This is a genomic window from Streptomyces sp. NPDC087787 (assembly GCF_044743035.1).
Classification (GTDB): domain Bacteria; phylum Actinomycetota; class Actinomycetes; order Streptomycetales; family Streptomycetaceae; genus Streptomyces.
On record NZ_JBIUVQ010000012.1, the window covers coordinates 230,287 to 253,556 of the forward strand.

The following is a 23,270-nucleotide window of genomic DNA, read 5'->3' on the forward strand; positions in this document are numbered from 1 at the left end:
ATTGATGTTCCAGCGCGCCACGTCCCGCTCCGCCCGTACGACCAAGCTCCGTACCCGCGCCGCCGTTCTGGCCGCCGGTCTGGGGGTCTCCGTCGCCCTGGGGGCGGGAGCAGCGTCCGCCGCCGACAACACGGCGCCCGCCGTCGCGCAGTCGGCCGTCGCCTGGACCGCGCCGGTGAAGCAGTTCAAGCTCAGCGCCGGTTACAACCAGGCCGGCGGTCACTGGGCGCACAAGCACAGCGGCCAGGACTTCGCCGTGCCGACCGGCACCAAGGTCGTCGCCGCCAACGGCGGCACCGTCGTCAAGGCAGGTGCCTCCGGCGCCGGCGACGGCTCCGCCTACGGCAACGCCGTCGTCATCAAGCACGCCAACGGCAAGTACTCCCAGTACGCCCACCTCTCCCGCGTCGACGTCAGGGTCGGCCAGGTCGTGACCACCGGTCAGCACATAGCCCTGTCCGGCAACACCGGCAACTCCACCGGCCCGCACCTGCATTTCGAGATCCGCAACACGCCGAACTACGGCTCGTCGCTCAACCCGCTCGCCTTCCTGCGTTCGCAGGGCGTGTCGGTCTGACCGGCCGTCCACCGCACCGCACCGCCGCCCCGCCGACCAACAGCGGGGCGGCGGTCGTGTCAGGCCTCCCGCGTGCCCCGGTGAGCCTGGGTCACCAGGTCGATGGCGACCTCCAGGACGGCCTTGCGCCGCTCCTCGGGGTCGCCTTCGATGTCCTGCATGACGAACATCCCGGCGTGCAGCGTGAAGATGGCGCTGACGCAGCGGACCTGGTCGGCCAGGCTCGCGCCCGGGTCGATGATGATGTCCCGCAGGCCGCGCATCCGGTCCTTGAAGGTGTCCCCGATGCGCAGATCCCGTACGGTCGCCTGGTTCTCCTGCATGAAGCGGAACAGCGGCGCCGCGTCGGCGAGCGCCTGGTCGTAGCGGCGGACGATCTCCTGCTTGGTCTCCAGCGTGTGGGGCTGATGCCGGCCCCACTCGATCAGGTCCTCCATCGGCCGGGTGAGGCTTTCGAACAGGCTGACGAGGATTTCTTCCTTCGTCTTGAAGTGGTAGTACAGAGCGGCCTTGGTGACGTCGAGGCGCTCGGCGATCTCGCGCAGCGAGGTCTTCTCGTAGCCCTGCTCGGCGAAGAGTTCGAGCGCCACGTCCTGGATGCGCTGGCGGGTGTTCCCGCGGCGCTGCTGTTGCCTGGTGCCGTCCATCGTGACGTCCATCCTCGTACTCCTCCGTGCTCCCTGGACACCTTGCCTGCCGACCAGTCGGCAAAACTTACTTGACGACCGGCTAGTTAAGGGTCTACTTTCCAGAGTGTAGTCAACTTGCCGGGCGGCAAGTAAGTACCCATCGGCTGGGGGAGTAGGACGGATGGCTGACAACGCGAAGGACGGGCCGCAGACGGTCCAGGCCGGCAAGCAGCCCAGGAGCGTGCGGGTCGTCCTGCTCGCCCTGATGATCGCGATGATGCTCGCGATGCTCGACAACATGATCGTGGGTACCGCGATGCCGACGATCGTCGGTGAACTCGGCGGCCTTCAGCACCTGTCCTGGGTGGTCACCGCCTACACCCTGGCGACCGCCGCCGCCACCCCGCTGTGGGGCAAGCTCGGCGACATGTACGGGCGCAAGGGCGCCTTCATGACCTCGATCGTCATCTTCCTGATCGGCTCCGCGCTGAGCGGCATGGCCCAGAACATGGGTGAGCTGATCGGCTTCCGTGCCATTCAGGGTCTCGGCGCGGGCGGTCTGATGGTCGGCGTGATGGCGATCATCGGCGACCTGATACCGCCGCGGGAGCGCGGCAAGTACCAGGGCATGATCGCCGGCGTCATGGCGCTCGCGATGATCGGCGGCCCCCTGGTCGGCGGCACGATCACCGACAACTGGGGCTGGCGCTGGTCCTTCTACATCAACCTCCCCCTCGGCGCGGTGGCGCTCGTCGCGATCAGCGCCGTACTGCACCTGCCGAAGAAGCGCTCCCAGGCGCGGATCGACTACCTGGGCGCCGTGCTGCTGACGGTCGGCATCAGCTCCATCGTGCTCGTCACCACCTGGGGCGGTTCGGAGTACGCCTGGACCTCCGCCCGGATCATGGAACTGATCGCCATCGGTGTCGTCGCGCTCGTCGGGTTCGTGCTCTGGCAGACCAGGGCCGCCGAGCCGATCCTGCCGCTGCACATCTTCCGCAGCCTCAACTTCAGCCTGATGTCGCTGATCGGCTTCATCACCGGCTTCGTGATGTTCGGCGCGGTGCTCTTCCTGCCGCTCTACCAGCAGTCGGTGCAGGGCGCCTCCGCGACCAACTCCGGTCTGCTGCTCCTGCCGATGCTGGCCGCGATGATGGTCGTGTCGCTGATCGCGGGCCGGGTCACCACCAGCAGCGGCCGGTACAAGGTCTTCCCGGTCGTCGGCAGCGTGCTGATGATCGCCGGGCTGTACCTGCTGTCCCTCATGGACACCGGCACCACCCGTCTCACCTCCGGCCTCTACATGGCCGTCTTGGGCGCGGGCATGGGCTGCCTGATGCAGATCACCATGCTGGTCGCGCAGAACAGCGTGGAGCTGAAGGACATGGGCGTGGCCTCCTCGTCGACCACCCTCTTCCGTACGCTCGGCTCCTCCTTCGGTGTAGCGATCATGGGCGCCCTGTTCAACAACCGCGTCCAGCACGAGATGGCCGCGCGGGCCGGCGCGCTGGGCCGCGGGATCACCGAGAAGTCCGCGCAGCTCGACGCGGCGAGCCTCGCCAAGCTGCCGGCCCAGGCCCGCGAGGCCTACCAGCACGCGGTGTCCGCCGGCACGCATTCGGCGTTCCTGCTGGGCTCCGTGGTGGCGGTGGCCGCGCTCCTGGCGGCGGTGTTCGTCAAGGAGGTCCCCCTGAGGGGAGCGGGACCGGCCGCGGCCGAGCCGGAGCCCAAGGACGGCGCGGCAGCCCCCGACAGCGTCGCGGAGACGGTCTGAGCCATCACGGAAGGTCCCCGGCAGCACCACCCGGTGCCGGGGACCTTCCGCGTGCCCGGGTGCCGCCCCCGAGCCCCCGCCGGGTGCCGCCCCGAGCCCCCGACGGCTGTCAGTCCCCCGTGCCACCATCGGCGTATGGAAGCGGTGGCGGGCAGGATGCGGCAGCTACGGCTGGCCAAGGACGCCATGGACCGGGACTGGGCGGACCCGGACCTCGACCTGGGCACGGTCGCGGCCCACGCCGGGTATTCGCGCTACCACTTCGTACGGGCCTTCAAGGAGGCCTACGGTGAGACGCCCGGCCAGTACCTGACCCACCGCCGCATCGAGCGGGCCGAGGACCTGCTGCGCACCGCGAACCTGTCGGTGACCGAGATCTGCAACCTGGTCGGCTTCAGCAGCCTGGGCACGTTCTCGACCCGGTTCAAGGCCTGGACGGGGCTCACCCCGAGTGAGTACCGCGCGCGGCACGTCGGCCGTGGAGCCGCGCTCATCCCCGGCTGCTACGCCATGCTCTGGGCCGGCGGTTTCCGGCCCGGCTCGGCCCGGGAGCGGCGGAGCAATTCCGAAGAAGCGGGCTGACCGCGGCGCTGCCTACCGTGGCAGGGGAAACAGCACCTCGCGACCGCCGGGAGAAAGCCATGATCAAGGGGCTCGCCATCACCACCGTCTGGGTCCTCGACCAGGACCGGGCCAAGGAGTTCTACACGCAGAAGCTCGGCCTTGAGATCCGTACGGACATGACCATGGGGGACGGCGGGATGCGCTGGCTCACCGTCGGCGCCCCCGGCCAGCCCGACGTCGAGCTGACCCTCATGGTTCCCGGGCCGCCCGCGATGGACCCCGAGTCCGCCGAGATGATCAGGAAGCTGGTCGCCAAGGGCGCCTTCGGCGCGGGAGTGCTGGCCACCGACGACATCCACGGCGACTACAAGAGGCTCAAGGACCGCGGGGTGGAGTTCCTCCAGGAACCGCAGGAGCGCCCCTACGGCACCGAGGCGCTCTTCCGCGACGACTCGGGCAACTGGTTCTCTTTCACCCAGCGGCGCGAGGGGGACCTGGACCTGGAGAAGGACTGGAGCTGAGAGCTCAGTTCCCCCGCTGCGGGAGCGTCGGGTAGCTGCCCGTGTTCGTCGGCGCGTGTTCCGGCAGCCACAGTACGGCGACCGCGCCCTCGGCCGGGATGTGTTCCGGGGCACCCGCGGGGCGGACGTTGCGGAAGGTCAGGCGGGCGCCGAGGACGCGGGCCTGACCCGCTGCGATGGTCAGACCGAGACCGTGGCCGTGCCCGGCGCGGTCCGTGCTGCCGGTACGGAACCGGCTCGGCCCTTCGGCGAGCAGGTCCTCGGGGAAGCCGGGGCCGTGGTCGCGCACCCGGATGACCCGGCCCTCGACGGTCACCTCGATCGGCGGCCTGCCGTGCCGCGCGGCGTTGGCGAGCAGGTTGAACAGCACCCGCTCCAGCCGCCGCGGATCGGTGGTGACCTCCGACTCGTGCACCACCCGCACCTCGATGGCCGGGTCCTTCGCCGCCACCCGCCGGGCGACGAACTCGCCCAGCACGATGTCCTGGAGTTCGGCCCGCTCCGAGGCGCCGTCGAGCCGGGCGACCTCCAGCACGTCCTCCACCAGCGTGCGCATGGCCTTCGCACGGTCCAGGACCAGTTCCGTCGGCCGCCCGGGCGGCAGCAGCTCGGCCGCCGTCAGCAGCCCGGTCACCGGAGTGCGCAGCTCGTGCGCGATGTCCGCCGTGACCCGGCGTTCCGCCTCCAGCCGCTGCTGGAGGGCGTCCGCCATCGCGTCCACCGCCCGCGCCAGGTCGTCGGTCTCGTCGCGTACGACACCGCCGATGGCGTCCCGCACCCGTACGTCCGTCTCGCCCTTGGCGACCTGGTTGGCCGCGGTCGCCGCCTTGCGCAGCCGGCGGGAGAGCTGGCCCCCTATGAGCACGCCCAGCGCGCTGCCGCCCAGGACGACCGTGATGGAGCCGATGACCAGGGCCTGGTCGAGGTCGTTGAGGATGTTGGTGCTGCGGTCGGTGAAGTGGGTGTGCAGAGACAGCACATGGCCGTCCTTGACCGGTACGGCCGCCCAGATGTCGGGCAGCCTTCCGGTGTGGTCGGCGACGTAGGTCGCCCGCCGCCCCTGCTCGACCTTCTCCCGCAGTTCGGAGGGCAGCTCGGGGTCGTCGATCCTGATGCCCGGGAAGTTCGGCCGCCCCGACAGCTCGAAGTTGCGCTGGGCGATCTGGACCCGCTCGTCCGCCAGGTCCCGCGCACTGTCCAGCATCGACACCCGGGCGGCGTTGTGCACGACCAGGCTGAGCGCGACCGCCACCAGCGCGCCGACCAGCGCGATGGCCGCGCTGAGCTTCCACCTCAGCCCCGTACGGATGTCCGCCCGCTCCAGGCGCTGGGGGAGCAGGCGCCGCGAGATCCCCGGCATGACCGTCCCGCTCAGGCCTTGAGCTTGTAGCCGAAACCGCGGACCGTCTCGATCCGGTCCTGGCCGATCTTCGTACGCAACCGCTGCACATGGACGTCGACCACACGCGTGTCGCCGCCCCAGCCGTAGTCCCACACCCGTTCCAGGAGCTTGTCCCGGGAGAGCACCGTGCCCGGCGCCGAGGAGAACTCCAGCAGCAGCCGCATCTCCGTGGGCGTGAGCGCCACCGGCTGCCCGGCCCGGCGCACCTCCATCCCCTCGGTGTCGACCTCCAGGTCGCCGAAGCTCAGCACCCCGCCGTCCACCGGGGCGGGGTCCGCTTCCGCCCGGACGCCGCCGGCGTGCCCGAAGCGGCGCAGCACCGCGCGGATGCGGGCGACCAGGACGGCGCCGTCGAACGGCTTGGTCACGTAGTCGTCGGCGCCCGCCTCCAGGCCGAGCACCACGTCGATCGAGTCCGCCCGCGCGGACAGCATGATCACCGGAACGGTCGACTCGTCGCGGATGCGGCGGCACAGGCTGACCCCGTCGAGGCCGGGGACCATGACGTCCAGCAGCGCGATGTCCGGCCGACTGGCCCGGAACGCCTCCAGGCCCGACAGCCCGTCGGGCATCGCCGTGACCGCGAAGCCGACCCGCTCCAGGGCGAGCTGTGTGGCCTCGCGGATCACGTCGTCGTCCTCGACGAACAGGACGTGGGTCTGTTCTGCCATTCGGGTGCTCTCAGTCCTCGTCTGCTTCTCGTCGTGCGTTTCGGAAGACGCCGTGTGTTCCAGGAGACGTCATGCGCTCCAGGAGACGGCCTGTGCTCCATGAGGCCGGAGCGGCGGCCCCGGTACGCACGCCCTCGCCATTGTCGCGCGCCCGCCGTCCCGCGTCCGCAAGCCCGCGCGTCCGTCCCCCCACGCCACCGTCGGTGTCAGCGGCCGGGGGCCACCGTCGCGCTGCCCCCGACGGTCTTGCCGTACTCGTTGCGCGTGCTGAACTCCTTGGTGAACCGGCCCGCCGACCAGCGGTACGTGATCACGTCCTCGCCGGACGGACTCGACACCGGGTCCCCCCGCGCGTACACCTGCTTGGTCACCACGAGGTCGCCGCGGTCGATCTCGGCGTAGACCGGGGGCTCCTCGGTCCTGAAGACGTTCTCGTACCCGCCCCCCTGCTCGCGGTACACATAGGCGCCGACGCCCACCGCGTCTCCGCAGGTCAGCACGTTGATGACGATGTCGTCGGCCGATCCCGAGGTCAGGTCGCCGTACGACACGTCGACGGGGTACTCGTCGGCCGCGCACGGCTTGAGGCCGCGCTTGACCGCGGCCGAGACCTGCGGGTCGTCCTTGATCAGCCGGACGGGGTCCATCCGCTGGGCCCTGCCGGTGGGGTCGGGGGAGGGGGACGGGACGGCGCCCGCTACCGAGCCGGAGTGGGCCGGGCCCTCGTCGCGCGCGCCGGTCCCCCCGGTGCCGCAGGCGGACGCCGAAAGGGCGAGGGCGGCGAACACGGCCGTCGCCGTGATCGCCGCCTTGACGGTGAACCGGGCCCGCGAGGACCCGGGGCCCGCATCCCTGCCGGTCAGGCCGCGCAACGCTCCCGCTCCTCACGCTCCAGCGCGCGTGCGTCCAGATCGCGGGCCTCCAGCTCCTCGCGGAGCCGGGCGAGCGCCCGGTGCAGCGTGCTCTTGACCGTACCCGCCGACATGCCGAGGGCGGCGGCCGTCTCCTCCGTGGACATCTGCTCCCAGTGTCGCAGCACCACGACACTGCGCTGCTTGGGAGCGAGCACCCTCAGGATGTCCATGAGGAGCGCGCGGTCGGCGTGCTGCTCGGTGGAGTCCTCGACGCGGGCGTCCGGGAGCTGCTCGGTGGGAACCTCCTCCAGCTTCCGGGCCCGCCACCACTCGGTACGCGTGTTGATCATCACGCGGCGCAGATAGGCGTCGGCGAGCCGCTTGTCGGCGATGCCCTCCCAGCGGCCGTACGTCCGTGCGAGTGCCGTCTGGAGCAGGTCCTGGGCTTCGACCGGGTCCGGGACCAGCCGGCGCGCACTGCGCAGCAGCGCGTCCTGCCGGGTACGCACGTACTCCTCGAACTCGAGCACCTCACCCTGCGCCATCTACGACCGCCTCCGATCCCCGTTCACCGACCCGCCTGCCGCCGGTCTCCACACCCTGAGCGGACGGGCTGTGGTCGGCAGCCGTCCGGTGCCTGTCCGGCACTCAACCGAAGGTACGGAGGCGTTGTCACGGCGCTGTCCGAAGCAGCCTGCGGGCAGCCCTCGGCTGTGCGTCGGTTGTGTAACGGAAGTAGGACGAGGCTAAGGACGTGCCTTAATTTGTCCGTTTTGAGGGTGATTTGGGGGTCGGGTGACGGGCGGGCGTGTGACACGAACACCCGCGTCGTACTCCCAAGCCGAGGCGGGCTCGAGGGGTGACTGGCGGTCAGGTGCCAGGTGCCGGGGTGTCAGGTGGGGGTGATGGGGGGTCAGGTCAGCGGCAGTCGGTACAGCCCGCCCGGCAGCGGCTCCACCAGGCCGTCCGCGACGAGCCCGTCCAGGGCCCGGGCGCGCTGGACGGGCTCGTGCCAGACCCGGTCGAGCACCGGTTGCGGGACGGGCGCGTGGGCCTCGCGCAGCACGGCGAGGAGCTTGCCGCGGACCTGCCGGTCCGTGCCCGCGTACGTCTGTCCGCGGCGCGGCGGCCCGTCGTGCGCGGGCTTGCCCGCGAGCCGCCAGGCGCAGTGCCCGGCGATCGGGCAGTGCGGGCACGACTCGTTCTTCGCCGTGCACACCAGCGCGCCGAGCTCCATGGAGGCGGCCGCCCAACGGGCCGCCGTCCCCTCGTCCTCGGGCAGCAGGGCGCGCGCCAGACGCCGTTCGGCGGCGGTGGTGGCGTTCGGCGGGTACTGCACGCCGGTGACCGCGCGGGCCAGCACCCGCCGGACGTTGGTGTCCAGGACGGCGTGCCGCTGACCGTAGGCGAAGGACGCGACCGCCGCGGCCGTGTACTCGCCGATGCCCGGCAGGGCGAGCAGTTGCGCGTGCTCGGTCGGCACGTCGCCGCCGTGCCGTTCCGTTATGGCGACCGCGGCGCCGTGCAGGCGCAGGGCGCGGCGCGGGTAGCCGAGCCGGCCCCAGGCGCGGACGGCCTCGCCCGGTGCCTCCTTGGCGAGGTCGGCGGGCCGGGGCCAGCGGTCGAGCCACTGCTCGTAGACCGGCAGCACACGGCTCACCGGCGTCTGCTGGAGCATGAACTCGCTGACCATCACGCCCCAGGCACCGGCGTCGGGGCGTCGCCAGGGCAGATCGCGGGCATGGTCGTCGAACCAGGTGATGACCTGGGTGTGCAGAGTCGGGCCGAGGGCGGTGCCGGAGGCCTCGGCGCCGGTGGGCGTACCGGTGCCCGGACGGGCGCCGGCGGCGTGGGCCGGGGTGTCGGGGCCGCTGTGCGGGGGCAGTGTGGGCGCAGTCATGGCCTTCCGATCCTGCCACGTGGGGATGGGCGGCCGTGTGACCCGGCGCGGGCCGGTGTCGTCACGGACCGTGCCCGCGGGGTCACGGTGGGGCCAAAGGGGGCCGTGCGTACGGGTGTTGCCGTGATGATGATCCGGAAAAGTTGTCGTCGGCCCGGCGGGTGGGGCCGGGGAAGCCGACGATCTCTCGTACAGTTTGGGCCGTGGGATCTCTGCGCAATCCGGTCGGTCCGCTTCCCGCCTCCATCTACTGGCGACGGCGGGTCATCATGCTGTCCGTGGTCGCCCTGCTGGCGCTGCTGATCGTCTGGATCGCCCCGCTGGGGGGCGGGGGCCGCAAGACCGACGGCGGTGGGCCGAACGACAAGCATCCGGGGCCCTCCACCTCCACCATCACGCCGGGACCCTCCGGCTCCGGTCCCGCGATCAGCCAACACCCCGGCGGCCGGGACGAGTCCGGCGGCGGTGACTCCGACGGATCGGGCTCGGGCTCGGGTTCGGCCTCGGGGACGGGCGGCGCCGGTGACACCGGCGGCTCCGACAGCTCCGGTGGCGGCGGGGACGGGGGCGGCGCCGGTTCCGGCGGGTCCGGCGGCGGGTCCGGTGGCGGCGGGGATGAGGGCGGCGCCAACGGCGGCGGTCCGGGCGCTGTGCTGCCGGCCGGCAGCTCGCTGCCCAACTGCACCGCGGGCGCGGTCAAGTTGACGCTGCGCAGCGTGCGCAACTCCTACGGGCCCGGCCAGACACCGGAGTTCGAGCTGGCCGCCGCGAACTCCTCCGGCGGCGACTGCAAGGTCGAGCTCGGGCCGAAGTCCGCGGTGGTGACGGTCAGTCAGGCCGAGAGCGGCTCCGCCTACTGGTCCTCCGCCGACTGCCCCAAGACGGCCGGGAGCCGGCTGTACCGGGTGCCGGCGGGCAGCGGCTTCACCTACACCGTCCGGTGGGACCGCAGGCCCAGCGCCCCGCAGTGCGCGACGCCCCCGGCCGGGTCGGCCCGGGCGGGCACCTACCTGGTCGAGGCGAAGGTGCCGGGGTACGCGAAGCTGCGGACGTCGTTCGTGCTGTCGGAGGACTGAGCGGGCCCGAACGGACCGGCGCGGACCGTGTCGAGGTCGGCCGAGGAGGCCTGAGGCGCCCGGCCGCGGCCGATGCCGGTCAGACGTAGCGCTCCAGGATCGACGACTCCGCCAGCCGCGACAGGCCCTCGCGGACGCTCCGCGCCCGCGCCTCGCCCACGCCGTCCACCGCCTGAAGGTCGTCGACGCTCGCGGCGAGCAGCTTCTGCAGGCCGCCGAAGTGCTCGACCAGGCGGTCGATGATGGCGCCGGGCAGCCGGGGCACCTTGGCCAGCAGGCGGAAGCCGCGCGGGGAGACCGCCGAGTCGAGGGTCTCCGGAGAGCCGGTGTAGCCCAGGGCGCGGGCGACCGTGGACAACTCGAGCAGCTCGGCGTGGGAGAGCTTGTCCAGCTCGGCCAGGGCCTCCTCGACCGTGCGGGAGCGCTTGGCGGTGGGCTCGGGGACGTAGTCGCGCACCACCAGCTCGCGTTCCGGCTCCACGCCCGCGATCAACTCGTCGAGCTGAAGGGCCAGGAGACGGCCGTCGGTGCCCAGTTCCACCACGTACTCGGCGATCTCGGTGGCGATGCGGCGCACCATCTCCAGGCGCTGCGCGACCGCAGAGACGTCCCGGACCGTCACCAGGTCCTCGATCTCCAGCGCCGACAGTGTGCCCGCCACCTCGTCCAGGCGGAGCTTGTAGCGCTCCAGGGTCGCCAGGGCCTGGTTGGCGCGGGAGAGGATCGCCGCCGAGTCCTCCAGGACACGGCGCTGGCCGTCGACGTAGAGGGCGATCAGACGCATGGACTGCGAGACCGAGACCACCGGGAAGTCGACCTGCTTGCTCACCCGGTCCGCAGTGCGGTGCCGGGTGCCGGTCTCCTCGGTCGGGATCGTCGGGTCCGGGACCAGCTGCACACCCGCCCGCAGGATCTTCGACAGGTCGGACGAGATCACGATGCCGCCGTCCAGCTTGCACAGCTCCCGCAGCCGGGTCGCCGTGAACTCGACATCCAGCACGAAACCGCCCGTGCACATCGACTCCACGGTCTTGTCGGAGCCGAGCACGATGAGTCCGCCGGTGTTGCCGCGGAGCACCCGTTCGAGGCCGTCCCGCAGGGCCGTACCGGGTGCCACGGCGCTCAGGGAGGCGCGCATCAGGCCATCGGTGCCGGAACTCCCGCCGGACTTTCCGGGAGCTGCTGCCCGGTCGTTGGCTGCCACTGCACTCCTCCGGTCGCAGGTTCTTCGGGCGCTGCCGTTTCGCACACTCGGTTCGTACGGACGGGCGAGACCAGGGCAAAGTCTACCGGCGCTCCTCCTGCTCCCGTGGGGCGTCCCGGCGACGCGAGCGGGGCAGGACCCGCAGCGCGTCCCCTATGTCGGCCACTTCCAGGACCTTCATCCCCGACGGGACCTTGCCCGGGTCGCCCGGTACGAGGGCGTGCGTGAAGCCCAGGCGGTGGGCCTCGGCGAGCCGGCGCTGCACGCCGGTGACGCGTCTGACCTCGCCCGCCAGGCCCACCTCGCCGATCGCGACGAGGTTCTTCGGCAGTGGGGTGTCGCTCGCCGCCGACGCCAGCGCGAGAGCGACTGCGAGGTCGGCGGCCGGCTCGGAGAGCTTCACCCCGCCGACCGTCGCCGAGTAGATGTCCCGCTTGCCGAGCGCGCTGATCCGGCCCCGCTGCTCCAGCACGGCCAGCATCATCGAGACCCGGGAGGTCTCCAGGCCGGACGTCGTACGGCGCGGGGAGGGGATCTGGGAGTCGACGGTGAGCGCCTGCACCTCCGCGACCAGGGGGCGGCGGCCCTCCAGGGTGACCGTCAGGCAGGTGCCGGGGACGGGCTCCGCCCGGCGGGTCAGGAACAGGCCGCTGGGGTCGGCCAGGCCCGTGATGCCCTCGTCGTGCAGTTCGAAGCAGCCGACCTCGTCCGTGGCGCCGTAGCGGTTCTTGACGCCGCGGACCAGGCGCAGGCGCGCGTGCCGGTCGCCCTCGAAGTGCAGCACCACGTCCACCAGGTGCTCCAGCAGGCGCGGGCCCGCGATGGCACCGTCCTTGGTGACATGGCCCACCAGGAGCGTGGACATGCCGCGTTCCTTGGAGGCGCGGATCAGGGCGCCCGCGACCTCGCGCACCTGTGCCATGCCGCCGGGCGCGCCGTCGATCTCGGGCGAGGCGACCGTCTGCACCGAGTCGAGGATGAGCAGGGAGGGCTTGACCGCGTCCAGGTGGCCGAGGACGGCGGCCAGATCGGTCTCGGCGGCCAGATACAGGTGGTCGTCGATGGCGCCGATGCGGTCGGCGCGCAGGCGGACCTGGCTCGCGGACTCCTCGCCCGTGACGTAGAGCGTGCGGTGCTCGTCACTGGCGGACTTGGCCGCTACGTCCAGCAGCAGGGTGGATTTGCCGACGCCGGGTTCGCCGGCGAGGAGGACGACGGCACCGGGGACCAGCCCGCCCCCCAGGACCCGGTCGAGTTCGGGCACGCCGGTGGTGCGGGCGGTGGCCTGGCGGCCGTCGACCTGGCCGATCGGCACGGCCGAGGTGGTGACCCGGCCCGGCGCCGTCGTACGGACCGCGGGCGCGCCGTACTCCTCGACCGTCCCCCAGGCCTGGCACTCGGGGCAGCGGCCCAGCCACTTGGCCGTCTGCCAGCCGCACTCCGTGCAGCGGTAGGACGGTCGGTCCTTGGTCGTCTTGGTACGGGCAGCCATGGGGGAAACCGTAGCCCCCACCACTGACAGCCCGGCGCGCTCGGTCCGGTCACGGAACCCTGGGTTCCGTTCCCCGTATGAGGGATCGTTTCACCCGTACGGATTAAAAGTGCTCAAGGCGCACAGAGGGACGATCCGGCGGGGCTTACGGTCGCACAGGTGATGAGCAGCAGCCCGGACACCTCGACCCGCACGACCGGTGCGCACCGGGCGCACCGCGAGGCGCGTGATCGCGCTGCCGCGCACGCCGTGGCGCAGCGGCCGCACGCGCGTTACGAGCCCTACCTCGACGGCCTGTTCACCTACTGCCTGTCCGTGCTGTGCGACCACGAGGCGGCGACCGCCGCCCTCGGGGACGCGCTGGCGTTCGCCGAGCGGCGCGGGCAGCGCGGACCCGGGACCGCGGGCGAGCGCCGGGCCTGGCTGTACGCGCTGGCCCGCTGGGCGTGCCTGCGCAAGCTGGCCGAGGCCAAGCAGAAACGTCCGGGCACGCACGCCGGGGGCCGCACCGGCGGCGACCGGCAGACGGCCGCGCGCCCCGTGCCGCCGGTGCCCGACGAGGTCCAGCGGGAGCGGCGCCGCGAACTCGCCCAGCTCGCCTGGCCGGAGGCCGCCGGCACCACCCCGGAGCAGCGCGAGGCGCTCGAACTCGCCGTACGCCACCACCTCGCCGCCCACGAGGTCGCCGCCGTCCTCGGCATGGGCCTCGCCGCCGCGCGGGAACTGCTCGCCGCGGCCGCCTGCGAGGTGGAGCGCACCCGCGCGGCGCTCGCCGTCGTGGAGACCGGCACCTGTCCGAGCGTGTCCCGGCTCACCGGGGACAGCCGGATCGTGCTCGGCACGGCACTGCGGGGCGAGCTCGTGCGGCACGTCGACGACTGCCCGCGCTGCCGCCGTACCGCAGAGCGCGCCGTGTCCGGTCAGTGGCCCGGCGCCACCGTCACCCCCGCCGAGCTGCCCGTGCTGACCGCACCCCGCGCGGCCCTGGTCAAGGCCCTGGCCCACCACCCGCGCGCGCGGAGCACCGCTCCCCGCTTCGACCGGCGCGGATTCCCGATGGACCCCAAGGACCGCGCCGCCCGCAGGGACCGTCTCCGCGCGCGTGCCGTCACGACCACGGTGGTGGCGACGGTGGTGGCCGCGCCGGTGCTGGCCCTGTGGGCCGCCTACCGGGGCGGCCCGGCCGACCATGGCCACGGGGGCTCCGCCGCGGGCACGCACGACGGGCACGGCCCCGGTGTCCTGGGCGGCGAGGGCGGCAAGGGCTACGAGAACACCGGCAACGCGGGGCCCGGGCCCGACACCCGCTTCCACACCAGTGGCCGGCCCGACGTCTCCGTGGAGGTCATCAGCGTCACGGGCACCGGCCACAGGGACGGCCGCCTGACGGTGAGCGCGGACAACACCGGTGACACCACCCTGATCACCCTCACCGCCGCGGGGCCCGACCCGGTCGACTGGTCCGCGTCCACCGGGGCGCACTGGCTCTACCTGAGCCGTTCCTCGGGCACCCTCCAGCCCGGCGAGTCGTTGACGATCAAGGTGTACGTCGACCATCTGCGCGAGCCCTCCGGCCGCTGGAGCGCACGCGTGGCGATCGCGCCCGCCGGTGCAGTCGTCTCCATCGACGGCTACGGCACCGCGCCCAGCCCCTCCGGACGCGGGGCCGGGCATCCGGCCGACCCGCCCACGTCCGGTCCGCGCCCCACGCCGACTCCTTCGGCGCCCTCCGAGCCCACACCCACCCCGCCCGACCCGCCGGAGTCGACCGATCCCACGCCCCCGCCCACGCCCGGCGAGTCGTCGCCGACGGACCCGGACAGCCCGCCCCCGTCGACCGCGGGCGACGACCCGCCCAGCCCTTCCGAGGGCCGGCGGGGAGAGGGACGGCGTGACGGCACGGCGTGCGACGGCGCGGGCCGGCACGCCAAGCGCGAGCGCGGATGCCCGGCCCCGGCCGCCGCGGGCGGCGGCCGCCGTTAGGGGGCAGCCCAGGGCTGCTCCCGGCGACCGCATCCGACCGCCGACGGCGCCTTCCGGCGCCCGACGGACCTGCAGGTCGACAGCCGTCTGCCGGCGAGCCACCGCCGCGGTAGCAGGCGGACCTCGGGCGGGCGGGGCGTCGCGGACGGCGGCTTCCGGACGGCCGTCGCGGCCGACGGTGACGGCCTCGACCGGCCCTCCGGCGGCAGCCGTCTGCCCGGGAGCCACCGCCGCGTAGGTGACGGACCTTGGGCGGGCCGTTTGACGGTGGCCGCCTTCCGGCGAGGTGGTGGCGGCCGCCGGGCCCGAGGCGGGCCCTCCGGGGGCAGCCGTCTGCCGGCGGGCCACGCGGTGGCCGACGGGCCCTCGGACGGGCCCTGAGGCACGGCCGTCGGACGGGGGTTGAGGTACGCGGGTCCCTTGGGCGGGCACGCAAGCATGGGCCCCTGGACGGGCTCTCAGGCCATGGGCCCCTTGGCCGGGCGCCCAGGCGCCGGTTGTCGGGCGGGCACTGAGGTGCCGGCCCTTGGCCGGGCGCCCAGGCGCCGGTTGTCGGGCGGGCACTGAGGTGCCGGCCCTTGGCCGGGCGCCCAGGCGCCGGTCCTCGGGCGGGCACTGAGGTGCCGGTCCTCGGGCGGCCTCTCAGGCGCCGGTCCTCGGGCGGGCACTGAGGTGCCGGTCCTCGGGCGCCCAGGCGCCGGTCCTCGGGCGGGCACTGAGGTGCCGGTCCTCGGGCGGCCTCTCAGGCGCCGCCCTTCGGCGGGCCCTCACGCGCGCCCCTCAGACGGCCGGGTCCGCCGGGTGCGCTGCGAGCAGCGGCAGGCCGGAGGCCAGACGCTCCTCGCACAGTCCGACCAGGCGGTCGTAGCCGGCCACGCCCATCAGCTCGGTCAGCTCCGCCCGGTAGGAGACGTACACCGGCTCGCCCGCGCCGTGCGCCGACGTCGCCGAGGTACACCACCAGTGCAGGTCGTGGCCGCCCGGACCCCAGCCCCTGCGGTCGTACTCCCCGATCGACACCTGCAGCACGCGGGTGTCGTCGGGCCGGTCGATCCACTCGAAGGTCCGCCGGATCGGCAGCTGCCAGCACACGTCCGGCTTCGTCTCCAGCGGCTCGCGGCCCTCTCTCAGGGCCAGGATGTGCAGCGAGCACCCCATGCCGCCCGAGAAGCCGGGCCGGTTCTGGAAGATGCACGAGCCCTGGAAGGGACGCGTCTGCCGGGAGCCCTCCTCGTCCTCGGACACCCAGCCGTTCTCCCTGCCCTCGGCATGGTTCTGCCAGATGTCCGGTGTGAGCCTCGCCACGTGCTCGGCGACCCGCTTCTCGTCGTCCTCGTCGGAGAAGTGGGCGCCCAGGCTGCAGCACCCGTCGTCCGCGCGGCCCGCCTGGATGCCCTGGCAGCCGCTTCCGAAGACGCAGGTCCAACGAGAGGTCAGCCAGGTCAGATCGCAGCGGAAGACCTGCTCGTCGTCCGCCGGGTCAGGGAACTCCACCCACGCGCGCGCGAAGTCGAGCCCCTTCTCGTCGGATTCCGCGCCCCGCTTCTTCGGCTTCACCGCTTCCGCCGGGTTCGCCGGGTTCGCCGATTTATCGGTCTTCGCCTTTTTCGTCTTTGGCACCCGTCCAGGGTAAGTCGCCGGGCGTCCGGGCCGGGACCGTCCCGTGCGGCGCCTCACGCGGGACGGACACCGGCGACGGATGGCATCCCGGATGGCAGTAGCGTTTCCGTCCATGAGACTCGGTGTCCTCGACGTGGGCTCGAACACGGTGCACCTGCTGGTGGTAGACGCCCACCCCGGCGCGCGCCCGCTGCCCGCGCACTCGCACAAGGCCGAACTGCGCCTCGCCCAGCTCCTCGACGCGAGCGGCGCGATCGGCTCCGACGGCGTCGACAGCCTTGTCGCCGTGGTCCGCGAAGCGCTCCAGGCCGCCGAGGACAAGGGCGTCGAGGACCTGCTGCCGTTCGCCACCTCCGCCGTGCGCGACGCGGGCAACGCCGACGACGTCCTCGCCCGCGTGCAGGAGGAGACCGGGGTCAGGCTCCAGGTGCTCAGCGGCGCGGAGGAGGCCCGCCTCACCTTCCTCGCCGCCCGCCGCTGGTTCGGCTGGTCGGCCGGGAAACTGCTGGTCCTGGACATCGGCGGCGGCTCACTGGAGATCGCGTACGGCATCGACGAGGAGCCCGACGCGGCCGTGTCGCTGCCGCTCGGCGCGGGCCGGCTCACCGCCGGCTGGCTGCCCGGCGACCCGCCCACCACGGAGGACGTCAAGGCGCTGCGCCGCCATGTGCGTGCCGAGATCGCGCGGACGGTCGGCGAGTTCAGCCGCTTCGGCGCCCCCGACCACGTCGTCGCCACCTCCAAGACCTTCAAGCAGCTCGCCCGGCTGGCCGGCGCCCCCCGCTCGGCCGAGGGCCTCTACGTGCAGCGCGAGCTGAAGCGGGAGTCCCTGGAGGCGTGGGTGCCGCGGCTCTCCGGCATGACGGCCGACGAGCGCTGCGAACTCCCCGGTGTCTCCGACGGCCGCGCCGGACAGCTACTGGCGGGCGCCCTGGTCGCCGAGGGCGCCATGGACCTCTTCGGCGTGGAACGCCTGGAGATATGCCCGTGGGCCCTCAGGGAGGGCGTGATACTCCGGCGTCTCGACCACATGGGCTGACGAGGGCCACGACGGATGACGAAGGCCACAACGGCGGCCGAGGGCCCCGCCCCCGTCCGTCGCACCCCGTAACCTGTCCCTCGTGGTGGAACCCGAACCCGTACGCATTCCGGATGCGAAGGTCGCTCTTTCGACGGCCTCCGTCTACCCGGAGTCGACGGCGACGGCCTTCGAGATCGCCGCACGCCTCGGATACGACGGCGTCGAGGTCATGGTGTGGACCGACCCGGTCAGCCAGGACATCGAGGCGCTGCGCAGACTCAGCGACCACCACCGGATACCGATCCTCGCCGTGCACGCCCCCTGTCTGCTGATCACCCAGCGGGTGTGGTCCACCGACCCCTGGACCAAGCTCCAGCGCGCCAGAGCGGCCGCGGAGAAGCTCGGCGCGAGCACGGTCGTGGTCCACCCGCCCTTCCGCTGGCAGCGCCAGTACGCCCGTGACTTCGTCGCCGGGGTCTGGCGGATGGCGAGCGAGACGGATGTGCGCTTCGCGGTGGAGAACATGTACCCCTGGCGCTACCGCGACCGCGAGATGCTCGCGTACGCCCCCGGCTGGGACGTCACCAAGGACGACTACCGCCACTTCACGATCGACCTCAGCCATGCCGCGACGGCCCGTACCGACGCGCTCGCGATGGCCGACCGCATGGGCGACCGGCTCGGCCATGTGCACCTCGCCGACGGCAGGGGGTCGGCGAAGGACGAGCACCTGGTGCCCGGCCGTGGCTCCCAGCCCTGTGCCGAACTGCTGGAACGTCTCGCCTTCGGCGGTTTCGACGGCCATGTCGTCATCGAGGTCAACACCCGCCGGGCCATGTCCAGCGCCGAGCGCGAGGCCGACCTCGCCGAGGCCCTGGCCTTCACCCGGCTGCACCTGGCCTCCGCGGTGAAGGTGCCCCGGCGATGACCGGCGCCACCGCCCGCCGCCGTGGCCGCCCCCGCCGCGAGGAGGCCGCCGACACCCGCGACCGCATCCTGACCGCGGCCCGCGAGGAGTTCTCCGAGCGCGGCTACGAGAAGACCTCGGTGCGGGGCATCGCCAAGACCGCCGGAGTCGACTCCGCCCTGGTCCACCACTACTTCGGCACCAAGGAGCAGGTGTTCGAAGCGGCGATCGAGGTCGTCCTCGCACCCGCGCTGAACGCGCCGGAGGCGCTCGTGGACGGCCCGCTCGACGGCGTCGGAGAACGGTTCGCCCGGTTCTTCTTCGGCATCTGGGAGAGACCGGCCACCCGCACGCCCCTGCTGGCGATCGTCCGCTCCGCGCTGAGCAACGACACCGCGGCCGCCGTCTTCCGCCGGCTGATCGTCTCGCAGCTGCTGCGGCGCATCGCCGGCCGGTTCGACCTGCCCGACGCGGAGCTGCGCGCCGAGCTCGCGGCCGCGCAGCTGGTGGGGTGCGCGATCCTGCGATACGTGATCAGGGCGGAGCCGCTGGCGTCGGCGGACGTGGAGCAGATCATCGCGCGGGTGGCACCGGTGGTGCAGCGGCATCTCACGGGGGAGTGAGACCCGGCCGGCCGCCCCCGAGACACGCGTCCCGCATTTCGGACAGCGCGTCCCGGTCCCTGGATGACCGGCGTAGGCTCGACTGAGCCAGAACTCCGCCGGCGACCTTGCTGTCCGGCGGAACTTCCCGAAGGAGCGAGCGACGATGCCCGAGCTGAGGTCCCGCACAGTCACCCACGGCCGCAACATGGCGGGCGCCCGCGCCCTTATGCGCGCCTCCGGTGTACCCGGTGCGGACATCGGCCGGAAGCCGATCATCGCGATCGCCAACAGCTTCACGGAGTTCGTGCCCGGTCACACCCACCTCCAGCCGGTCGGCCGGATCGTCAGCGACGCGGTCCGGGAGGCGGGTGGCATCCCGCGCGAGTTCAACACCATCGCCGTCGACGACGGCATCGCGATGGGCCACGGCGGCATGCTGTACTCGCTGCCCTCGCGCGACCTGATCGCGGACAGCGTCGAGTACATGGTCGAGGCCCACTGCGCCGACGCCCTGATCTGCATCTCCAACTGCGACAAGATCACCCCGGGCATGCTGATGGCGGCCCTGCGCCTGAACATCCCCACGGTCTTCGTCTCCGGCGGGCCCATGGAGGCCGGCCGCGCCACGCTGGTCGACGGCACCGTCCGCACGCTCGACCTGATCGACGCGATCGCGGACGCCGCCAACGACAAGGTCTCCGACGAGGACATCCTCCGCATCGAGGAGAACGCCTGTCCGACCTGCGGTTCCTGTTCCGGCATGTTCACCGCCAACTCGATGAACTGCCTGACCGAGGCGATCGGCCTGTCCCTGCCGGGCAACGGCTCGGTCCTCGCCACCCACACCGCCCGCCGCGCCCTGTACGAGAACGCGGCCCGCACGGTCATGGACATCACCCGCCGCCATTACGACCAGGACGACGAGACGGTCCTGCCCCGCAACGTCGCCACCTTCGCGGCCTTCGAGAACGCGATGGCCCTGGACATCGCGATGGGCGGCTCCACCAACACGATCCTGCACCTGCTGGCGGCGGCCCAGGAGGCCGGCGTCGACTTCGGTCTGGAGCAGATCGACGCCGTCTCCCGCCGGGTGCCGTGCCTGGCCAAGGTGGCGCCGAACGTCGCCAAGAACCGCACGTACTACATGGAGGACGTGCACCGCGCCGGCGGCATCCCCGCCCTGCTCGGCGAGCTGCACCGCGCGGGCCTGCTGAACGAGGACGTGCACGCGGTGCACAGCCCCTCCCTGGCCGACTGGCTCAAGACCTGGGACGTGCGCGGCGGCTCCCCGTCCGCCGAGGCGGTCGAGCTGTGGCACGCGGCCCCCGGCTGCGTGCGCTCGGCGGAGGCCTTCTCCCAGTCCGAGCGCTGGGAGGCCCTGGACACCGACGCCGCCGAGGGCTGCATCCGGTCCGCCGAGCACGCGTACTCCAAGGACGGCGGCCTGGCGGTGCTGAAGGGCAACCTGGCCGTGGACGGCTGCGTGGTGAAGACCGCGGGCGTCGACGAGTCGATCTGGACCTTCGAGGGCCCGGCGGTCGTCTGCGAGTCGCAGGAGGAGGCCGTCCAGAAGATCCTCACCCAGCAGATCAAGGAGGGCGACGTCGTCGTCATCCGCTACGAGGGCCCCAAGGGCGGCCCCGGTATGCAGGAGATGCTCTACCCGACCTCGTACCTGAAGGGCCGCGGCCTGGGCAAGAGCTGCGCGCTGATCACGGACGGCCGCTTCTCCGGCGGTACCTCGGGCCTGTCCATCGGCCACGCCTCGCCCGAGGCGGCCTCCGGCGGCACGATCGCGCTCGTCGAGGACGGCGACCGCATCCGTATCGACATCCCCGGCCGCTCCATCGAACTGCTCGTCGACGACGCGGAGCTGTCCCGCCGTGAGCGGGCACTGAACGGCGCGTACGCCCCGAAGGACCGCGACCGGAAGGTGTCGGCGGCGCTGCGGGCCTACGCCGCGATGGCCACCAGCGCCGACAAGGGCGCCGTGCGGGACGTGTCGAAACTGGGCTGACGCCACCGGCCACGAGGACCCGCGGGGCCGCCTCCTGCGAGGCGGCCCCTTCTTCAGGTCACCAGGACGACGGGTCGTGGCCGTCCACGGCGAAGACGGTGCCGTCGGGGGCGCCGGCGTAGACACGGCCCTCGACGATCACGGGTGTGGGCAGGTCCGCCGCGACCCGGTTCGAGCGCGTGCCGAGCCGCGGCCGGGTCTGGCCGACGATCCGCCCGCTGTCGGCCCCGACCGCGAGCAGCCGCCCGTCCCCGGCGAGGACATACACGTGACCGGCGCCGGCGATCGGCGCCGAACCCCAGCTCACGGCCGTCTCCAGCCGCCACCGCACCTTCCGCGCCGCCAGGTCGACCGCGTCCATCGCGCCACCGGCGCCCAGCAGGTGCACCATGTCGCCGTGCACGCCCGCCTGCGCCGAGTCGAGGGGAACGGACAGCGCGACCCGGACCGACGTCCCGGTCCGCGGTGTGTAGCGGACCACGGCGTCGGTCCGCCCGAAGGCCGGCTCGGAGGAGAGCAGGACGAGGGAGCCGTCGCGACTGCCGACGGGCGCCAGCGTTCCGGGCAGCCGGGCCTCCCAGCGCACATCGCCCGTCACCGGGTCCACGGCGACGACCCGGGTGGTCGCCCCGTCGGACGAGGTGCTCACCGCGTACGCCAGCGGATCCCCGGCGAACGCGAAGAAGTGCGGCAGGGGGAGACCGGGCACCGGCCGGTTCCACATCGTCTCGCCCGACGCGGCGTCGACCGCCCGCACCCGCCCGTCGGTGCCGGTGAGCAGCACCATGCCGCCGGCGCACTGCACCCCGCTGTACGCCGGAACGTCCGACTGCCAGCGCGGCCTGCCCGAGCCGGGGTCCAGCGCCGCCAGGTGCCGGCCGTGGTCCGCCATCGGCTGCACCAGGCCGCCCGCGAGGACCGGCGGTACGCCGGTGAGCATCTTGGGCACGGAGTGCCGCCACAGCAGGCTTCCGTCCGCCGGATCGAGGGCGTAGACCAGTCCGGGCCGCGCGCAGATCAGCTTCCCGGCCCCGTACGAGCACTGGGGGGCGCCCTCGCCGGCCACGGGCTCGGCCACCCATTCGGAGAACGCGGCCGAGGCGGCCCCGGGCAGCGTGCTCTCCGGCGCCGCGCTGTGCGGCAGCATTCCGACGTCGAGGAGCTGGGCCGTGGCGAGTCCGCCGCCGACGACCAGCCCGAGTGCCCCGGCGGCCACGGCGAGCCGCCGCGAGTGCGGGCGCCGCCCGGTCAGGATCCCCGTCAGCCGCCCTGATCCCCGTCCCGTACGGTCCCCCGGCTCCTCCTCGGCTCCCCGGGGACGCGGCTCGTCCGGGGACGCGTCACGGCCAGGGACACCGGCCGCGTCCGCCCCGCCTGTTCCCGGGTCCGTCCCGCTCCCGCCCGTTTTGGAGTGCGTACCGGTCCCGGGCGTCCACCGCTCCGGTATGAACGCCTGCGTGTCGTACGAGGCGGCCGCCGAGCGCAGTTCCCGCATCAGCTCGTCCGGGGTGGGCCGGTCCTCGGGCTCCTTGGCCAGACAGCGCAGCACGAGCGGCGCCAGGTCCTCCGGTACGCCGCTCAGATCGGGCTCGTCATGCACGACCTGGTAGGCGACGACGTACGGGCTGTCGGAGTCGAACGGTCCCCGCCCGGTCGAGGCGTGCACCAGCACGGAGCCGAGCGCGAAGATGTCCGCCGCCGGTCCGACCTCCCGCGGCCGGCGGAACTGCTCGGGCGCCATGAACGGCGGAGTACCGATCAACTTGCCGGTCTCGGTGCGCAGTTCGCTGTCCTTCGGACGGGAGATGCCGAAGTCGATGACCTTCGGGCCGTCCTCGGCGAGCAGCACGTTGCTCGGCTTGAGATCGCGGTGGACGACACCCACCCGGTGGATGTCGCGCAGTGCCTCGGCGAGCCCCGCCATCAGCCGCCGCAACTGGGCGGAAGGGAGGGGCCCGTTCTCCTTCACCTCGTCCGAGAGCGTGGGCCCGGGAATGAACAGGGTGGCCATCCAGGGCCGTTCGGCCTCCGGGTCGGCGTCGACGACGGGCGCGGTGAAGGCGCCGCTGACTCTTCGGGCCGCCGCCACCTCCTGCCGGAACCGTCCTCTGAACTCGGGGTCCCAGGCGTACTGGGCGTGGACGACCTTCACCGCGAGCCTCAGCCCTGAGGTGCTGCGGGCCAGATGCACGACGCCCATGCCGCCGGAGCCCAGGCACGACTCGAGGCGGTAGTGACCGGCGTACTCCGGAAGTTCCGCTTCCGCGCCCGCGCCGGTGTGGTGCTGTGGCGTCATGGACCACCCCCCGTGCTGTTTCGTTCGCGCGTGCGACGCACGGAGCCTAGTCGATGACCCGAACCGGACCGAGGCGGCTTGCGGGTCTTCCCGTGCGTTTCACGTGCATGTGTTTTCGCAACGCGTCAACGGGGAATCAACCGGGGCCCATGGCGGT

The 23,270-nt window shown here is 72.8% G+C and carries 20 protein-coding genes; 10 read left to right on the plus strand and 10 right to left on the minus strand.

All coding sequences use genetic code 11. The features are described from left to right. Positions 1 to 4 precede the first annotated feature (4 nt). A complete protein-coding gene (locus tag ACIOWN_RS20805; protein ID WP_401983074.1) occupies positions 5 to 577 on the plus strand; it encodes a M23 family metallopeptidase in 573 nt (190 codons plus the stop codon). 59 nt (positions 578 to 636) lie between these two features. Here the strand turns inward: ACIOWN_RS20805 and ACIOWN_RS20810 are convergent, their stop codons facing one another. Beyond that, the gene (locus ACIOWN_RS20810; protein WP_362350276.1) at positions 637 to 1,236 is read right to left on the minus strand and encodes a helix-turn-helix domain-containing protein; all 600 of its coding nucleotides are present in this window, start codon (positions 1,234 to 1,236) and stop codon (positions 637 to 639) included. A gap of 151 nt (positions 1,237 to 1,387) precedes the next feature. Here ACIOWN_RS20810 and ACIOWN_RS20815 point away from each other — a divergent pair, with 151 nt between their 5' ends. The 3 genes from ACIOWN_RS20815 (at position 1,388) to ACIOWN_RS20825 (ending at position 4,065) form a co-directional block, all read left to right on the plus strand. Next, the gene (locus ACIOWN_RS20815) at positions 1,388 to 2,980 is read left to right on the plus strand and encodes an MDR family MFS transporter (RefSeq protein ID WP_362350279.1); all 1,593 of its coding nucleotides are present in this window, start codon (positions 1,388 to 1,390) and stop codon (positions 2,978 to 2,980) included. A gap of 135 nt (positions 2,981 to 3,115) precedes the next feature. Continuing rightward, complete coding sequence (locus ACIOWN_RS20820) at positions 3,116 to 3,562, plus strand: helix-turn-helix transcriptional regulator (protein ID WP_401983075.1); 447 nt, start codon at positions 3,116 to 3,118, stop codon at positions 3,560 to 3,562. Positions 3,563 to 3,621: 59 nt separating this feature from the next. Then, positions 3,622 to 4,065 carry a VOC family protein gene (locus ACIOWN_RS20825; RefSeq protein WP_362350281.1) on the plus strand — a complete coding sequence of 148 codons (444 nt, stop codon included), beginning with the start codon at positions 3,622 to 3,624 and terminating at the stop codon, positions 4,063 to 4,065. 4 nt (positions 4,066 to 4,069) lie between these two features. Here ACIOWN_RS20825 and cseC read toward each other — a convergent pair whose 3' ends face one another. The 5 genes from cseC to ACIOWN_RS20850 form a co-directional block, all read right to left on the minus strand. Beyond that, positions 4,070 to 5,425 (minus strand): two-component system sensor histidine kinase CseC, encoded by a 1,356-nt coding sequence (cseC, locus tag ACIOWN_RS20830; protein ID WP_362350284.1) that lies wholly within the window; start codon positions 5,423 to 5,425, stop codon positions 4,070 to 4,072. An 11-nt stretch (positions 5,426 to 5,436) separates the two neighbouring features. After that, positions 5,437 to 6,138, minus strand: coding sequence for a two-component system response regulator CseB (cseB, locus tag ACIOWN_RS20835; RefSeq protein ID WP_100568554.1), 702 nt, complete (start codon positions 6,136 to 6,138; stop codon positions 5,437 to 5,439). Between the two features lie 206 nt (positions 6,139 to 6,344). Further along, positions 6,345 to 7,010 carry a hypothetical protein gene (locus ACIOWN_RS20840; RefSeq protein WP_362350288.1) on the minus strand — a complete coding sequence of 222 codons (666 nt, stop codon included), beginning with the start codon at positions 7,008 to 7,010 and terminating at the stop codon, positions 6,345 to 6,347. Further along, positions 6,998 to 7,537 carry a SigE family RNA polymerase sigma factor gene (locus ACIOWN_RS20845; protein WP_362350291.1) on the minus strand — a complete coding sequence of 180 codons (540 nt, stop codon included), beginning with the start codon at positions 7,535 to 7,537 and terminating at the stop codon, positions 6,998 to 7,000. Before ACIOWN_RS20845 ends, ACIOWN_RS20840 begins: the two co-directional genes overlap by 13 nt. A 368-nt stretch (positions 7,538 to 7,905) precedes the next feature. Further along, positions 7,906 to 8,892: an A/G-specific adenine glycosylase gene (locus tag ACIOWN_RS20850; RefSeq protein WP_100568557.1), complete on the minus strand. Its 987-nt coding sequence runs from the start codon at positions 8,890 to 8,892 to the stop codon at positions 7,906 to 7,908. A 203-nt stretch (positions 8,893 to 9,095) separates the two neighbouring features. On the opposite strand from ACIOWN_RS20850, the gene ACIOWN_RS20855 reads away from it, so the two are divergent. Then, positions 9,096 to 9,968 carry a hypothetical protein gene (locus tag ACIOWN_RS20855; protein ID WP_401983076.1) on the plus strand — a complete coding sequence of 291 codons (873 nt, stop codon included), beginning with the start codon at positions 9,096 to 9,098 and terminating at the stop codon, positions 9,966 to 9,968. Between the two features lie 79 nt (positions 9,969 to 10,047). Here the strand turns inward: ACIOWN_RS20855 and disA are convergent, their stop codons facing one another. Together disA and radA are read right to left on the minus strand one after the other, a co-directional pair. Beyond that, complete coding sequence (gene disA / locus ACIOWN_RS20860; RefSeq protein WP_401983077.1) at positions 10,048 to 11,172, minus strand: DNA integrity scanning diadenylate cyclase DisA; 1,125 nt, start codon at positions 11,170 to 11,172, stop codon at positions 10,048 to 10,050. Positions 11,173 to 11,254: 82 nt separating this feature from the next. Further along, positions 11,255 to 12,664, minus strand: coding sequence for a DNA repair protein RadA (gene radA, locus ACIOWN_RS20865; RefSeq protein ID WP_362350300.1), 1,410 nt, complete (start codon positions 12,662 to 12,664; stop codon positions 11,255 to 11,257). A 162-nt stretch (positions 12,665 to 12,826) separates the two neighbouring features. On the opposite strand from radA, the gene ACIOWN_RS20870 reads away from it, so the two are divergent. Next, on the plus strand, positions 12,827 to 14,647 hold the full coding sequence (locus tag ACIOWN_RS20870; protein WP_362350303.1) for a BACON domain-containing protein: 1,821 nt from the start codon (positions 12,827 to 12,829) through the stop codon (positions 14,645 to 14,647). 780 nt (positions 14,648 to 15,427) lie between these two features. On the opposite strand, the gene ACIOWN_RS20875 is transcribed toward ACIOWN_RS20870, so the two are convergent. Then, positions 15,428 to 16,267, minus strand: coding sequence for a hypothetical protein (locus ACIOWN_RS20875; RefSeq protein ID WP_401983078.1), 840 nt, complete (start codon positions 16,265 to 16,267; stop codon positions 15,428 to 15,430). A gap of 112 nt (positions 16,268 to 16,379) precedes the next feature. Between ACIOWN_RS20875 and ACIOWN_RS20880 the strand changes: the two genes are divergently transcribed. From ACIOWN_RS20880 to ilvD, 4 genes are all read left to right on the plus strand, one after another. Next, the gene (locus ACIOWN_RS20880; protein WP_362350306.1) at positions 16,380 to 17,306 is read left to right on the plus strand and encodes a Ppx/GppA phosphatase family protein; all 927 of its coding nucleotides are present in this window, start codon (positions 16,380 to 16,382) and stop codon (positions 17,304 to 17,306) included. Between the two features lie 82 nt (positions 17,307 to 17,388). Beyond that, complete coding sequence (locus ACIOWN_RS20885) at positions 17,389 to 18,216, plus strand: sugar phosphate isomerase/epimerase (RefSeq protein WP_362350308.1); 828 nt, start codon at positions 17,389 to 17,391, stop codon at positions 18,214 to 18,216. Beyond that, positions 18,213 to 18,818 (plus strand): TetR family transcriptional regulator, encoded by a 606-nt coding sequence (locus ACIOWN_RS20890; protein ID WP_362350311.1) that lies wholly within the window; start codon positions 18,213 to 18,215, stop codon positions 18,816 to 18,818. The genes ACIOWN_RS20885 and ACIOWN_RS20890 overlap by 4 nt, the downstream gene beginning before the upstream one ends. A 145-nt stretch (positions 18,819 to 18,963) precedes the next feature. Continuing rightward, positions 18,964 to 20,817 carry a dihydroxy-acid dehydratase gene (gene ilvD, locus ACIOWN_RS20895; protein WP_362350313.1) on the plus strand — a complete coding sequence of 618 codons (1,854 nt, stop codon included), beginning with the start codon at positions 18,964 to 18,966 and terminating at the stop codon, positions 20,815 to 20,817. A 58-nt stretch (positions 20,818 to 20,875) separates the two neighbouring features. Here the strand turns inward: ilvD and ACIOWN_RS20900 are convergent, their stop codons facing one another. Beyond that, positions 20,876 to 23,113, minus strand: a complete 2,238-nt coding sequence (locus ACIOWN_RS20900) for a serine/threonine-protein kinase (RefSeq protein WP_401983079.1) — start codon at positions 23,111 to 23,113, stop codon at positions 20,876 to 20,878. Positions 23,114 to 23,270 lie beyond the last annotated feature (157 nt).